Origin of the sequence: Campylobacter concisus, assembly GCF_002165785.1 — a bacterium.
In the GTDB taxonomy this organism is placed as follows: domain Bacteria; phylum Campylobacterota; class Campylobacteria; order Campylobacterales; family Campylobacteraceae; genus Campylobacter_A; species Campylobacter_A concisus_W.
Genome location: NZ_NDYO01000001.1, coordinates 175,529 through 189,975 on the forward strand (window position 1 = coordinate 175,529; position 14,447 = coordinate 189,975).

Here is a 14,447-nt window from a genome sequence, read left to right on the forward strand (position 1 = left end):
ATCTTTCTCCTAATTGTGGTATGGATCGCTTTGCGAAACGAAATCTATAATCTTATATCTATCTTTGATCTTCTCTCTTAGCTCGTTTGCATCGATGTTTTCAGCTATCTCAACACTTATTTCAAATGTATCACCGCTAAGGTCATTTGCTTCATTTAGCGAGATTGTAGCCAAATTTACATCTAGTCTAGCAAGATATGTTAAAAATTCAGCCAACGCACCTTTTCGGTTCTCAAGATTTAATAAAATTTTATATCTATGTGGGGCATTTCTAGTCCATTTGACAAAGATGATCTCATTGCCCTTATCCATAAGTTTCCCGGCACGCTCACAAAGCTTGTGATGCACCGTCACATTGTGCCCATTTTTAAAGCCAACTATACTATCGCCTCTTTTTGGGTTACAACAATAGTCAAACTCGACATTTGAAATTTTATGATTTGAATAGATTACGATATTTTCAAATTTTTGCTTTTTAACCTGATATTTGTCGCCCAAAGAGATCATAAAAGGACGCTCTTTTTTTATATACTTTTTAAGCATATTTACGACCTCTTGCAAAAAATCGCTTTCAGTTGCAGCACGAAAAACTTTTTTGCCTAAATTTTCATGCTCTATCCAGTCTAAAATTCTATCTTTCGAAACGCCAAAAACCGACTTTAAAATATCAACTGCAATTTTATAATTTATATCTTTTATCTTTTGCTTGCAGTATGTTCTTATTGTAGCCCTTGCTTTACCAGTTCGAACGCTATTTATCCATGAACAGCGAAATTTTGCCTCTTCGCCAGTTACAATCCTTACAATATCGCCATTTTTTAGCTCTGTTAAAAGTGGCATTCTGACGCGATTTATATAAGCTTCTTTTGCGTAAAGTCCGATTTCCGTGTGAATCTCATAAGCATAATCAAGTGCAGTAGCCCCGCGTGGAAGCGTAAAAACCTCACCTTTTGGCGAATAGACCGCAATATCTTCTATGTAAAGACTATCTTTTGCATATTCATAAAGCTCTTCGACGTTACTTTCAGCTTCATTGTTTTGCATACCAATGTCGTTTAGCCAGTCAAGTTTTGGATTAAGTAAACTGCCCTCACCATTTTTGTATTTCCAATGAGCTGCGACACCGTATTCGGCGGTTTTGTGCATATCATAAGTACGAACTTGTGCCTCAAAAATACTCTTATTATCAAAAATAGTTGTATGTATCGTTTGATAACCATTTTGCTTTGGAAGCGCAATATAATCCTTAAATCTCGAAATAAGAGGATTAAAATTTATATGCAAATTTCCAAGCGCAAGATAGCAATCAAGCGGTTTTTGCACAAGAATTCTAATAGCTAGCAAATCAAGCACCTCTTCAATCGAAATACCTTTTCTTTGCATTTTTAAATAAATCGAATAGTAATGCTTTATGCGTTTTTGTATCTCAAAAGTGCCCTCAATAAAGCCATTTTCAAGCAAAATTTGATTTACTTTCTCGTAAAAAGCATTTAGTTTAAGGCTAAGCTGCTGCTTATTTTTATTTAAAAAGCTATCGATCTTGGCGTATTCTTCTGGCATCGCATATTTAAAACTTAGATCTTCAAGTATATTTTTAATCGATGAAATTCCAAGCCTATGAGCGATCGGAGCATAGACCATAAGCGTCTCTTCTGCAATACGTTTTTGTTTTTCTACTTTTAATGCAGCAAGGGTTAGCATATTATGAAGTCTGTCACAAAGCTTAACCACAAGAACTCTAACATCCTCAATGGAGATTAAAAGCATTTTTCTAAAAGTTAGCGCCGAACTTGCTAGTTTTTCGTTACTACTTGAGCTTGCAAGTTTGTTTTCTCTTATAGCAACTATCTTTGTAAGTCCTTCAACCAGTTTTGCTACTTCATCGCCAAATTCAGCCTGAACTTCGCTAAGTGTAACTTCAGTATCTTCAACTACATCGTGAAGTAGTGCAGCTATGACCATACTCTCATCTCCACCCATATTTGCTACTATTGATGCTACTAAGATAGGATGGATTGCGTATGGCTCGCCACTTTTGCGGTATTGACCAGCATGAGATGTGACACAGCTATCTATAGCTTTGTCTAATTTCTCGCTTCGTTCGCAAAGAGAAAAGAGCAGCGTTATAGCTTCTGACACATTTTTACAAGGTAAAATTTGTTCTATTAGCTGCTCTAAAAAAAGACTATTTTCCTTCAACTATTGCCTCTAAGCCTATTTTACCCTCAGCTACTTCAAGTAGTGCAATGTCAGCAAATTTCATCTTTGAAGTATCGGCTTCTACAAGCACTACTGCTCCATTTGCTAGTGCTTCTGCACGCTTTGCTACGATAAGTGAAAGTTTATATCTATCATCACCAACTTGCTTTAACGCTCTTGCTGTTATTTGTTCTGTTCTCATATTTATCCTTTTTAAAATTTATTTTACTACTGAGTATAGGGCTGCTTCTTCTTCATTTATTATTTTTAATAAATTTCCAGCCTTAAACATATTACAAACCAAAATAGGCAGTGAGTTATCTTTTGCTAAAGCTATGGCAGTATCGTCCATAACCTTGATATCATCGCTCATTGCCTTTTCGTAGTTTAGTGATTTTAAAAGTTTTGCATCTTTGAATTTTTTAGGGTCTTTATCATAAACGCCATCAACTTTTGTAGCTTTTATGATCATATCTGATCCGATTTCAATAGCTCTTAAAGTTGCTGCTGTATCAGTTGTAAAGAATGGATTACCAGTACCTGCAGCAAATATAACGACTCTACCTTTTTCCAAATGGCGCTGCGCACGTCCAACGATGAAAGTCTCACAGATCGCTTCCATTTTTATAGCACTTTGCACTCTTACCTCTAGCCCACTTCGTTCTAAAGCTTCACGCATTGCGATTGAGTTGATAACAGTTGCTAGCATGCCCATGTGATCGCCGCTCGTTCGTTTGATGATACCATCTTTTGCAGCACTCACACCACGTATAATATTGCCACCACCTATCACGATGCCAACCTCGATACCATTTTCAACAAGCTCTTTTATCTCATTTGCTATAAATTTAAGCACCGCCGTATCTATGCCAAAACCATTTTCTCCCGCCAAAGCTTCGCCTGAAAATTTAACCAATACGCGTTTTCTTTTACTCATTGTCTTGCTCCTTAAAATTCACGCATTCTAGCCAAAAAGGCTTTAAATTTAGTTAATAGCACTTGCAAAGTGGCTATTTTGAGATCATCTCAAGTGGATCGATGTGGTAGTTTCTTTGCGTTACTTCAAAGGTTAGATCGTTTCTAACTCGGCCTATAACGTAGCCTTTTTGCACGACTGAGCCTACTTTGACTGTCGGTGCGATCTGGCTTAGGTGAGCGTAGATCGTATGGATGCCATTTTCGTTTTCTATAATGACTACATTTTCAAGCATCGGAGTTGCTTTTGCAAAGACCACTTTGCCATTTAGCACGCTTTTAACTTTGGCATCTGGTGTGGTTGAGCGAAGTGTGACTGACTCGTTAAAAATTTTGATGTTATATATTGGATCTACGTAGTTTCCAAATTTTTGCTTTACAGTGTAGCTATCAAGAGGAGCGATTGTCTTTGCGCCTGAATATTTTTTGACCGAGCTTGTTTGATAGCCTCCACCCATTGGCTGGCTTTTTTCGCCTTTTTTACCACCTTTGCTTGCAGCTGCTTTTTCTTGTTTTTCTCTAGTAGCACGTGCGGCTTCGTCCTCTTGCTTTTGCATGATAGCAAGCTGCTCCAGCGTCTTTCTTAGCTCATCTTGCTGAGCTTGAAGTTTGGCCAGCTTTTTACTATAAATTTCCTTATCTCGCTTGAGCCCATTTATGGTATTTTTTTGTGTACTTTCTAAATTTTGCAAGTCGCTTTGCTTGCGTCTATAATTTTTGATGCTTGAGTTTATCTCGCTTATTTTGTTTGATTTATTTTTTATCTTCTCGATCGTATCTTCATAGTTTTGGCTAAGTCTTTTAAAATCCTCTTTTGCAATGGCATTTAGTTTGGTTAAAATTTGAGATGAGATGATGCTCTCCTCGCTTTGTTTGCCCTCAGTTGCAGACATCAAAAGATCAAATGACAAATCTTCAGCGATGATCCTTATCATATTTTGCTCAAGCTCCTTTTGAGTGCGTTCTAGCTCTTTGTTTTGCTTAGTTAGATCATCAAGCTCAATAAGTGCTTTTGAAGCATTTGTCTCAAGAACTGAAATTTGACCTTTTAGATTTGTGATATCGCCACTTATACCTCGAAGTTTTTTCTCGCCACTTACGATATCACCAGCCAAATCATCTAACTTTTTACTAAGCTGCTCACTCATCGCCTGACTTGATCTTAATGAGTTTTTGGAGTCTTTGATCTTCTCTTTGGTATTTGACGCAAAAGCTAGACTAAAAGCTAGCAAAAATGTAAAAATTCCTTTTCTCATATCGTGCTTTTTCTAGCCTTACTCATCACTAAACTGACAGCAAAAATACTTAAAAACATAGCCACGCCAAATAAAATAAAAATATCCCTTGAAGGATCAAGACTAGGCAATACCACATCAATACTTGCGGCATTTTCTCTAAAAATTTCAATGCCCGGCAAGAAAAAGAAAAATGCACCGACTGCAACGGTAGCAACTAAGCTATCAACCATAGCCGATTTGTAAAGCATAGCTGATTTTAGCCAAAAAGGTGCTCCAAAGAGCGTCATAATCTCGATGCGCTCCCTATGCTCAAACAGCCAAATTTTAGCCTGCTTTAGCATAAGCATAAGTCCGACCACACAAAGTATCGCCATAAAAGCATACGATATACTTTTGGCTAAATTTAGTATTTTAAAGACCTTATCGTGAGTCTTTGAAAATGTCTCGACCTTTGTGATCCCATCAAATTTTAAAAGTTTTTGCTTTAGCTCATCCATGTACTGCGGTGTCGGGAATTCACTAAGTTTTAGTGAGTAAAATTTAGGTAGCGCATTTTGCAGTATGGACAAATTTTTAGCAGAGATGTCATTTGAAAGGCGGTCGATGATCTTTTGTGGACTTAGTGGCTCGAGGCTAGCTAGATTACTCACGATCGGCTTTAGCATAGCATCACTTAACTCTTTGCTTGAAACTATGACAATGTTGTAGTCATTTCCCATAAGTCTTTCATAATCTCTCACAACCTTATCAGCAGTTAGGCTAAACTGCACAGAAAACAAAAGCGCGATCAGTGGCAAGATAAATCCAAGATGATTCTTAAGCGATCTCATGCACGCCTCCATTTTCTATGACGAAGTGACGGTATGGGATACGAAGTGTCGATGGGATATGGTGCGTGACAACTACCACGCTCGTACCTAAAAATTCCCTAGCTGATTTTAAAAGCGACCAGATGACGTCGCTTGAGTATTCGTCTAAATTTCCAGTTGGCTCGTCGCATAAGAGCAAATTTGGATTGTGTGCCAGAGCCCTTGCCATAGCTACTCTTTGCTGCTCACCACCGCTTAGCTCCATTGGATATTTGTCAGCTTTATGAAGCATATTTACATGTTTTAAAAGCTTCGCTACTTGCTTTTTACTCACATTTTGATTGATGCCTTTGATGATGAGGGGCAACATGACGTTTCTTTCCACATTCCATTCATTTATCAAACGATAATTTTGAAATATAATGCCAACTCGCTGCCTAAGCTCACAAAGCCTTTTATCATCGATGTCATCCATTTGTGTCATGCAGACATTTAGCTCTCCAGCAAGAGGTGAAATTTCTCCATAAAATGATTTTAAAAGCGTGCTCTTTCCGCTTCCGCTCTTACCTGTTATAAAAACAAAATCATTTGCATAAATATCTAAATTGACGCTATTAATTACGATTTCATCGCGTTCATAAGCTAGGCTCAAATTTCTTGCACTAATTATCTCTTGCATCAGCCAAATACTCCTTCAAAAGCTCGTGTGCAGCTAAATTCTCACGAATTAAGATCGGTTTTTTTATAAAATATTCGCTTTTTTCATCACTTATTTTGATAAAACATTGCTCAGGTTTATTGAATGCCCCAAAAGCAACTTTTAGCAAAATTTCATCTTCATTTATAATGTAAATTTCTTCGAAGTGTAAAAAATAATCTTCTTTTTTGATGATAAAATTTTTAAAATTTTTAATGATATTTTTTACGCTTGTCTTTTCTTTAAAGCTAAAATCCCCAGCTAAAACACTCTCGCCACTTTCAACCTCACAAGTATAAACAACATCGTAAATATCCTTATCTTGACGTCTCCAGCGGTCTTCGTACTTACTAGTTACCTCTAAATTTCTATTTTTAAAAGCTTCTAGCTTTGAGTTTGTAGGCTCTAAAAATTTACTCAAGCTAAAATCGCAATACTCCTTGCTATCAGTCCTTAGCTCAAATTTGCCGCCTACTTTTAATATCCTCTCGCACTCAAGCGCAAACGCCGATGAGACCACGCGTCTATGCTCTGCTTTATCCCACGGCACTGGAAAGTGTAAAAAGACTCTATCAACTAAATTTGAGCCAACGAGAGAGAGTAAAAGTCTGGCGTCAGTATTGATTAGACGCACGTTTTCTAGGGCATTTGCCCTAGCTAGCTTTGCTACTTGCTCGATGCTTGGCTTATAGACTTCTATTCCGATAACTAGGGCATTTGGATTGTTTTTAGCTTGATAAAGCAAGTGTCTTCCAGAGCCAAAGCCGATCTCGATGAAAATCTCTTTAAATTTATCTTTTAGCTCGCAAAACGCTGGCACAAACTCTTCAATGCTTAAAATTTCACTCACTTTTTTAGTCAAATTTGTCTTTTTTACAGCAAATGCTTGACTGATTACATCATTGCAATTTTGCTCCTTAAAAAGTTCCAGCGCCTCTTGCAAAAGGCCAACTTTAGCTGGCTTTGTAAGCTTCTCCCCCTTTACAACAACACCATTTTTACCGGGCTTTATAACTAGAAAAAAGCTCTCTTCTTCATTTTTTGTGTAGATGAGCCTCTCGTTTCGGCCATTTGCTTGCCAAAGAAATTTGACTTTGTCATTACCAAATGGAAACGAGAGCTCTTTTAAAGACGAAGCAATGAAATTTGGCATTATTTTATGCTAACTTCTGCTTTTGATGACTTATCAGAGGCGATGCCGTACTCATCGATAGCTACGACGCTATAAGAATAGCTAGCTCCTTTTTGCACGCTATCATCTCTAAGTCCAGTACCATCTATGCCACTAAAAATTTTCTCACTTGCGCCACTTCTATAAACAGTGTACGAACTAGCTCTATCAACTGCACTCCAGTTTACATTTACGCCGCTACCATCGTAGCTAGCGCTAATATTTGGAGTCTTTGGTGCACCAAGCGTTATCCCCACGATTGGCTCTTCTTGTTTTAAGCTCTCAAGGCCGTCTTTATCGACTGCTGTGACTCTGTAATACCTCGTCGCTGCATTTGTGTTTATGAGATCCTCATAGGTGTTGCTAGTCGTTTTTGCCAGATATGTGTAAGGTAAAATTTTACTCACCGTCCTATAAACCTTAAAATAAGCAAAATCCTCAGCCGGCGCGTAATCCCAAGTTAAAATTATCTTTTTTGGTGCATTTTTTGTTGCTTGAAGATTTGTTACTGATTTAGGGTAACTCCTTTGTCGTTGCACTTATGTTTTGGCTTGGTTTTGAAACAACGCCTGAAGAAGTTTTAACTAAAATTCTATACTCATAAGACTTACCAGGTTTTACCTCAGTGTCGATATATTCAGCATTTAGTCTGCCATTTACCTCTGCGATTTGGCTAAATTTATTAGCCCCTGCATCACTTCTTTGAATGATATAGCTTGCCACGGTGCTATCAGGATGTGGTCTCCAGATCACTTTTACACGTCCTGGAAGCCCTGTAATAGCTTGCGAAAATGGTACTGAGTCAAGCAGTGGCTTTGTAGTTGCTGTTGCGATTGTTCCCGGTTGAGAGATGGCATTACTTGAGTAGGTTCTCATTTGGTATGAGTAAGTTGTCTCTGGAGCTAGATTGCGGTCAACATAGTGCGTTGCAAAGCGGTCTTTGATGTCTGCAACTAGCTGCATTTTTGAGTTTGCGTCATTTGGATTTGAGCGGTAAAGATAGTAGCCAACGACGCTCTCATCGGTCACTGGATTCCACTCGAAGCCAACTTCTGTCATATCTGAAATAGTTTTTAAACTTGTAATCGTAGGCAGTGACATACTTTGCTGAGTCGGTACGCTAGAGCCGCATCCCGCTAAGAAAGCTACTAAAAATGGTGTTAATATGCGTAGGGCAAATTTTTTCATCAAAAATCTCCTTGGGAATTTTTTTGTAAATTATTTGGTTAAAGTCATCATACGTTTTTGCGATAAATTCCACCCTTTTGCCAGTTCGTGGATGGATAAAATAAAGCATATAAGCGTGAAGCATAACTCTGCTTATTTTATCGCCTTGGCTCTTAAATCCGTATAAATCATCGCCTAAAATATGGCGGTTTATGCTAGATAGGTGCACTCTTATCTGATGAGTCCTGCCTGTAAAAAGTTTTGCTGCTATTAAATTTATGCCATTTTCGCTTAGTAAATTTACAAAGGCACTTTTTGCAAATTTAGCGTCCGCGACGATCGCTTTTTTTAGGCGGTTGTTTGGATTTCTGCCGATTGACTTATCGATGATGACATCCTCTTTTAGAGGAAGATCAGTGAGCGCTAGATAAATCCTCCCCATGCTCTTATCGCTTAGCTGCTCACTAAGTTTTGCGTGGGCAAAGTTGTTTTTAGCAACTACGATAGCACCGCTAGTACCTTTATCTAGTCGGTGAACTATACCAGCTCTTACGTCGCCATTTAAATTTGAGAGCATAAATCCTTTTTTATTTAGCCACTCAACAAGTGTCGCCTCTTTTACACTTGGAGCTTGATGGACGACGATTTGAGATGGTTTGTTTAGCACTATTAGATCGTCATCTTCGTATACGATTGGGATATCAAAATTTACTTCATACTCGTTTTGCACCTCTTTTTTTGGTGCAAAATTTACGCAAACTTCATCATTTTCGCTTAGAGCAAAGCTTGGTTTTGAGACTGGTTTTAAATTTACGCTTACAAGGGAGTCTTTTATCAAATTTAAAGCTTGATTGCGTGAAATTTGAAGCTCCTGCGCTACTGCGACGTCGAGTCTTGAGCTATTTAAAACATTAAATTTAACCAAAATCAAAGCCTTGTTTGTGATATAATCTAGCCCAAAAATTAAGGTTTGCTTCTTGATAAAACTAGATCGGCGTATTTTAACACATTTTGATTTTATTCAGCCGTTTTTAATAATCCCAATCATAGCCATCTCATACATCCTAGTTTCCGAAGCAAACGACATTTTGGCAAACAAACAGCTTGTATATTTTGGCATAGGATTTGTCTCATTTTGCATTGCATTTTTGCTGCCTATTAGGCGTATCGACTGGATCATTCCGATGTTTTACTGGGTCTGCATCGTGCTACTTTTAAGCGTCGATCTCTTTGGCGTTAGCAAGCTAGGAGCCAAACGCTGGCTAGAAATTCCTTTTGTTCACTTCACACTTCAGCCATCAGAACTGATGAAGCCAGCCTTTTTGCTTATGTTAGCCTATCTCATCAAACAGCGTCCTCCAGAGGCTAATGGATACGGAGTAAAAGATTTTTTAAGACTTAGTTTTTATATACTTTTGCCATTTGTGCTCATCATGAAAGAGCCTGATCTTGGCACCGCACTCATACTTTTGATAGTTGGCTACACTATCCTTTTTGTTATCGGTGTAAATAAGAAAATTTGGATCACTATCATCCTTGCGATAGGCTTTTTGGCGCCGGTTTTGTATGAAAATTTACATGACTATCAGAAAAAGAGGATCCACGATTTTATCGCTGAAGAGCCAAGTTACCACGTCAAGCAAAGCATCATCGCCATAGGTAGCGGTGGGCTTAAGGGCAAGCCAAAAGACGAGGCAACTCAGACGCACTTTAAATTTTTGCCAATCGCCACTAGCGACTTCATATTTGCCTACAATATCGAGCGTTTTGGTTTTTATGGTGCTCTTCTTTTGCTTGGGCTTTATGGCACGCTCATTACGCATCTTCTTAGTCTAAATTATAGCCTTAAAAATGATTATTTTACACAGGTGACCGCCACTGGCATAGCAGCGCTCATTTTTGTTTACGTAGGGGTAAATGTCTCGATGACGATCGGCTTTGCACCAGTTGTTGGCGTGCCGCTACCATTTTTTAGCTATGGCGGAAGTAGCTTTGTTACGTTTATGGTGCTTTTTGGAATACTGCAAAATTTATTAACATTTAGATTTGATAGAACATATAGCTTGGTAAAATTTCGCTTCTAAGTTAGATTTAGTATTTAAAATTTATCTCCAAACATCGAGTACATCGCCTTTTCTTCGCCCCAAATCTCTTTGTGCTTTTTGATGCAAGATTTTATGGCATTTATAAGATATTTTATATCCTCTTTTGTATGCGTGTAGTGAATGCTAACACGTACCCAGCCAGGTTTTGCTTCAAAAATGGTATTATCTTTTAAATTAAGCAAATCATGTCCATACGGCCCAGCACAATCACAGCCCGCACGCGTTTGGATGCCAAATTCGCTACTTAAACTAGCAGCAAAATCATAAGGCGAAATACTTTTTACATTAAATGCAAAAATAGGTAATCTGTCTAAATTTTCAGGGCAATAATTTATCACCTCATCTATCTTTTCTAGCTCTTTGCAAAACATCTCGCCCAGCTCACATTCAGCTGCTTTTATATTATTAAGTCCGATCTCATTTCTTAGCCTATAGGCTAAATTTGCACGCATTAGTTGCATTATCGGTGGCGTGCCGCCCTCTTCTAAATTTTCAACTTCACTAGTAAAAATATGTGATGTCCTGCTTACGTACTTGACTGTACCTCCTGCTGCAAATGTAGGCAAATTTTTACAAAGCTCTTTTTTGATAGCCAAAAGCCCACAACTCCCAACTCCACCAAGTAGCTTGTGAGGCGAGAGAAATAGCGCGTCAAAATATCTGCAATCAACATTTTCATAAGCACTAAGAGTGGCTGCATCAAGAGCCAAAATGCCATTATATTTTTTAATCAGCGAGTAAATTTTTTTATAATCAGTTTTAACGCCAGTGACGTTTGAGGCGGCACTAAAGCTGGCTATTATCTTTCTTTTTGCATTTTGCTTTAATGTATTCTCAAGCATTACGTAGTCTATCTCATTATTTTCATCAAGCTCTATGCGTTTTATATCACAAAGCCCTTCTCTTAAGCTAACTTCAACGGAGTGATGCTCATAAGGTCCAATGATCGCTAACGATAAGTTTAAATTTCTTAAATTTGCTTCGCCGATCAAAGCTCTTGTAGCTGGTGAGATATAAATTCCCACTATCTCCTGAAATTTCTTTATCGCAGCCGTTGCTCCTTGACCAGTCGCGATAAGATAAAAGCTATCATTAAGGCCCAATAAGCTTTTTAGCTCAGCTCTTGCATTTTCATAGCATTTTTGCGTTAAAGCCGCGCTTGAACTACTATCTGAGTGAGTGTTTGCGTAGGTTTTTAAAAATTTTAAAATTTCATCTTCAATGGGCTTATAAGCAAGACCTGAAGCCGTGTAGTCAAAATAGTAAAGGCCTTCTTTTAAAATGATATTTTTTCTTACTTCATCAATATTTAGCAATGTTTTCCTTTTATTTAAAGCAGGGATTATAATTAAATTTTCATAAAAAAACTTGCAAAGTAAGCATCTTTTAAAGCAATAAATTTCTTTGTAAATTTTCTATATTTTTCTTTATTGTGCCATCTTTATAGATAGCAGATATTAAGGCGATCATGTCTGGTTTTACTTTAGCGACACTTGCAATGTTGCTAGCATTTATGCCTCCTATGACACACACATTCATTCCCATTTCTTTTGCTTGCGATATGGTTTGAGCCTTACAAAGTGGCGCATTTGGTTTTGTTGGGCTTTTAAACATCGCTCCAAAAGCCACATAGCTAGCACCATTTTGTTTTGCCCTAATGGCAAGCTCCAAGCTATCATAGCAGCTAACTCCCACGTAAGCATCATCTCCTAAAATTTCAAACGCTTCTTTTATGCTCGCATCATCTTTTCCCAAATGCACGGACTTTGCCCCGATATTAGCAGCAAATAAAATATCATCATTTACGATAAATCTGGCTCCAAATTTTTCGCATAAGTTGAAAATTTCACTAGCTAGCCTCTCATCTTTGGGTATTTTTTTAGAGCGAAATTGAAAAAATTTCACCCCACACTCTAAAATTTCTTTAGTGTATTGCAAGGCTAAATTTTCAGGCATCAACACATCGTCGCTAATCGCATAAATTTCAATCACTTATGCCAACTTTATGATTTAGTAGACGTTTGCCAAATTTTGTCGTAATTGCATTTTTAATAGCATTTAAAATGTATCTTTTGGCTAGTTTTATAGCCTCTTCTTTTGTGTGTCCATTTGCCAGCAAGCAGGCCAGCGCACTTGCAAAGCTACATCCAGCCCCGTGCATGATCTCTGGTTTTATTAGTGGCTCTTTAAATTTAAGCACGTCACCATTTTTTTTAAAAAGAGTATCTTCACAAATTTCTGCAACCGTGCTTCGCTTTAAGATCATATCGCAAGGTAAATTTTTGCTATCAAGTTCCAAAACTTTGGCTTCATCGATATTTGGCGTGATAATGTCTGCGAATTTAAAAAGTTTTTTTAAGCTTGCTATCGCGTCATCTTCAAGAAGCTTTGAGCCTGATTTTGCTACGCAAACTGGGTCTATTACTATTTTAATGCCTTGCTTATGAAATTTTTCAAGCCAAGAACCAACGCAAGATATAAGCTCTTTATTAAAAAGCATACCAACCTTTATGGCATCTATGTTTAGCTCCTCGTCTACCATTTTGATCTGTTCATTTAGATTTGTAACATTTGTAGCAAAGATATTGCTAACGCCATTTGTATTTTGTGCCGTAAGAGCCGTAATAGCTGTCGCTGCGTAGCAAGAAAATGCCTCACATGTCTTAATATCAGCCTGCACGCCAGCGCCACCAACACTATCACTTCCTGCAATGATTAATATATTTTTCATCTATCTCCCATACAACCTGAAATTTTATCAACACTAAAAGGATCATCGACTTTCCAACTACTTGAATACTTTTTAATGCTATTTTTTAATGCATCTACTAGATAATCCACGTCTTGTAGCGTATGCGTATAGTGAAGTCCAGCCCTTACCCAGCCTGGCTTATGGGTAAATAGTGCATCTTCTTTTAAATGAAGCAAATCATGTCCATATGGCCCAGCACAAGAACATCCTGCACGCGTTTGAATGCCATATTCTTTGCTTAAAACTTTGGCTAATTCATAAGGCGAAACACCAGTCACATTAAAAGAAAATATTGGCAAACGCTTTATGTTATTTGGATGATAGCACGTAAGCTCAGGAATTTCTGCTAGTCTTTTCTCAAAATACTCTCCAAGCTCGCTTTCGTTTTCATATATTGCCTCAAATCCTATCTCATTTCTTAGCCCATAAGCCAAATTTGCTCTTGTAAGTCCTAAAATAGGCGGAGTGCCAGCCTCTTCTAGCTGCTCACTATCTTTTACAAATATAGCGTAGTTTTTGCTGACATAACTTACCGTTCCGCCACCAGCAAATGTCGGCTCATCTGAGTTTGCAAGTATCTTTTTTATAGCAAGAAGCCCACAACTTCCTACTCCACCAAGCAATTTATGTGGCGATAAAAAAAGAGCATCAAAATAGTCACAATCAATATTTCCATATGCGCTAAAACTTGCAGCATCAAATGCCACAATGCCGCCATAAGATTTTACAAGAGTATAAATTTTTCTATAATCGCTCAAAACCCCAGTCACATTTGAAGCCACACTAAAAGTTGCGATGATCTCACGACCGACATTTATCCTTAAAATTTGCTCCAAATGATTAAAGTCGATCCCTCCATTTTTATCAAGCCTGATACGCTCAACCTCACAAAGTGCCTGTCTAAAGCTTATCTCATTTGAATGATGCTCATAAGGGCCAAGTACTACGAGCGGAGAATTTTCATCTGGCTTTAGGGCATATCTTTTTTTGAGCGCTGGAGATGCATAAATTCCTAAAATTTCTTGAAATTTCTTTATCGCGCCGGTAGCTCCATTGCCACAAGTAAAAAGATAAAAACTATCATCAAGTCCTAATAGGCTTTTTAATTCACTTCTTGAATCTTCGTATATTTGAGCGGTTTTATAGGCATTTGATGAGCTGATAGAGTGCGTATTTGCATATGTTTGAAGCATTTTTGCCATCTCATCTTCGATAGGTTTATAAGCTAGTCCTGAAGCTGTAAAGTCAAAATAATAAATACCATTTTTTAAAATTATATTTTCTCTAATATGCTCTAAATTTACCAAACCACAACCCTTGTTTTTTGCGTAGCA

The 14,447-nt window shown here is 37.7% G+C and carries 15 protein-coding genes; 1 reads left to right on the plus strand and 14 read right to left on the minus strand.

Translation table 11 applies throughout. The annotated features are described in order from the left end of the window. Positions 1 to 9: 9 nt before the first annotated feature. The 10 genes from B9N62_RS00905 to B9N62_RS00950 all read right to left on the minus strand — a co-directional run bounded on the left by B9N62_RS00905 (position 10) and on the right by B9N62_RS00950 (position 9,181). The gene (locus tag B9N62_RS00905) at positions 10 to 2,199 is read right to left on the minus strand and encodes a RelA/SpoT family protein (protein WP_087583963.1); all 2,190 of its coding nucleotides are present in this window, start codon (positions 2,197 to 2,199) and stop codon (positions 10 to 12) included. Beyond that, on the minus strand, positions 2,186 to 2,401 hold the full coding sequence (locus tag B9N62_RS00910) for a DNA-directed RNA polymerase subunit omega (RefSeq protein ID WP_021091717.1): 216 nt from the start codon (positions 2,399 to 2,401) through the stop codon (positions 2,186 to 2,188). The genes B9N62_RS00905 and B9N62_RS00910 overlap by 14 nt, the downstream gene beginning before the upstream one ends. 18 nt (positions 2,402 to 2,419) lie before the next feature. Beyond that, positions 2,420 to 3,136, minus strand: a complete 717-nt coding sequence (gene pyrH / locus B9N62_RS00915; RefSeq protein ID WP_054196984.1) for a UMP kinase — start codon at positions 3,134 to 3,136, stop codon at positions 2,420 to 2,422. Between the two features lie 73 nt (positions 3,137 to 3,209). Further along, positions 3,210 to 4,430, minus strand: coding sequence for a murein hydrolase activator EnvC family protein (locus tag B9N62_RS00920; RefSeq protein WP_087583964.1), 1,221 nt, complete (start codon positions 4,428 to 4,430; stop codon positions 3,210 to 3,212). Then, on the minus strand, positions 4,427 to 5,242 hold the full coding sequence (locus B9N62_RS00925; protein ID WP_087583965.1) for a cell division protein FtsX: 816 nt from the start codon (positions 5,240 to 5,242) through the stop codon (positions 4,427 to 4,429). The genes B9N62_RS00920 and B9N62_RS00925 overlap by 4 nt, the downstream gene beginning before the upstream one ends. Next, positions 5,229 to 5,900 carry a cell division ATP-binding protein FtsE gene (locus B9N62_RS00930; RefSeq protein ID WP_084109431.1) on the minus strand — a complete coding sequence of 224 codons (672 nt, stop codon included), beginning with the start codon at positions 5,898 to 5,900 and terminating at the stop codon, positions 5,229 to 5,231. The genes B9N62_RS00925 and B9N62_RS00930 overlap by 14 nt, the downstream gene beginning before the upstream one ends. Next, complete coding sequence (gene trmB / locus B9N62_RS00935; RefSeq protein WP_087583966.1) at positions 5,884 to 7,071, minus strand: tRNA (guanosine(46)-N7)-methyltransferase TrmB; 1,188 nt, start codon at positions 7,069 to 7,071, stop codon at positions 5,884 to 5,886. The genes B9N62_RS00930 and trmB overlap by 17 nt, the downstream gene beginning before the upstream one ends. After that, positions 7,071 to 7,496, minus strand: coding sequence for a hypothetical protein (locus B9N62_RS00940; RefSeq protein ID WP_223154226.1), 426 nt, complete (start codon positions 7,494 to 7,496; stop codon positions 7,071 to 7,073). Before B9N62_RS00940 ends, trmB begins: the two co-directional genes overlap by 1 nt. A gap of 106 nt (positions 7,497 to 7,602) precedes the next feature. Then, positions 7,603 to 8,277 (minus strand): fibronectin type III domain-containing protein, encoded by a 675-nt coding sequence (locus B9N62_RS00945; protein ID WP_180382139.1) that lies wholly within the window; start codon positions 8,275 to 8,277, stop codon positions 7,603 to 7,605. Further along, positions 8,210 to 9,181, minus strand: coding sequence for an RluA family pseudouridine synthase (locus B9N62_RS00950; RefSeq protein ID WP_087583967.1), 972 nt, complete (start codon positions 9,179 to 9,181; stop codon positions 8,210 to 8,212). The genes B9N62_RS00945 and B9N62_RS00950 overlap by 68 nt, the downstream gene beginning before the upstream one ends. 52 nt (positions 9,182 to 9,233) lie before the next feature. On the opposite strand from B9N62_RS00950, the gene B9N62_RS00955 reads away from it, so the two are divergent. Continuing rightward, the gene (locus B9N62_RS00955; RefSeq protein WP_087583968.1) at positions 9,234 to 10,340 is read left to right on the plus strand and encodes an FtsW/RodA/SpoVE family cell cycle protein; all 1,107 of its coding nucleotides are present in this window, start codon (positions 9,234 to 9,236) and stop codon (positions 10,338 to 10,340) included. A 14-nt stretch (positions 10,341 to 10,354) separates the two neighbouring features. Here B9N62_RS00955 and B9N62_RS00960 read toward each other — a convergent pair whose 3' ends face one another. From B9N62_RS00960 to B9N62_RS00975, 4 genes are all read right to left on the minus strand, one after another. Continuing rightward, positions 10,355 to 11,677, minus strand: coding sequence for an aminotransferase class V-fold PLP-dependent enzyme (locus tag B9N62_RS00960; protein ID WP_087583969.1), 1,323 nt, complete (start codon positions 11,675 to 11,677; stop codon positions 10,355 to 10,357). 70 nt (positions 11,678 to 11,747) lie between these two features. After that, on the minus strand, positions 11,748 to 12,353 hold the full coding sequence (gene thiE, locus B9N62_RS00965; RefSeq protein WP_087583970.1) for a thiamine phosphate synthase: 606 nt from the start codon (positions 12,351 to 12,353) through the stop codon (positions 11,748 to 11,750). Beyond that, positions 12,346 to 13,092, minus strand: coding sequence for a hydroxymethylpyrimidine/phosphomethylpyrimidine kinase (locus B9N62_RS00970; protein ID WP_087583971.1), 747 nt, complete (start codon positions 13,090 to 13,092; stop codon positions 12,346 to 12,348). Before B9N62_RS00970 ends, thiE begins: the two co-directional genes overlap by 8 nt. Then, a complete protein-coding gene (locus B9N62_RS00975; protein WP_087583972.1) occupies positions 13,089 to 14,420 on the minus strand; it encodes an aminotransferase class V-fold PLP-dependent enzyme in 1,332 nt (443 codons plus the stop codon). Before B9N62_RS00975 ends, B9N62_RS00970 begins: the two co-directional genes overlap by 4 nt. Positions 14,421 to 14,447 lie beyond the last annotated feature (27 nt).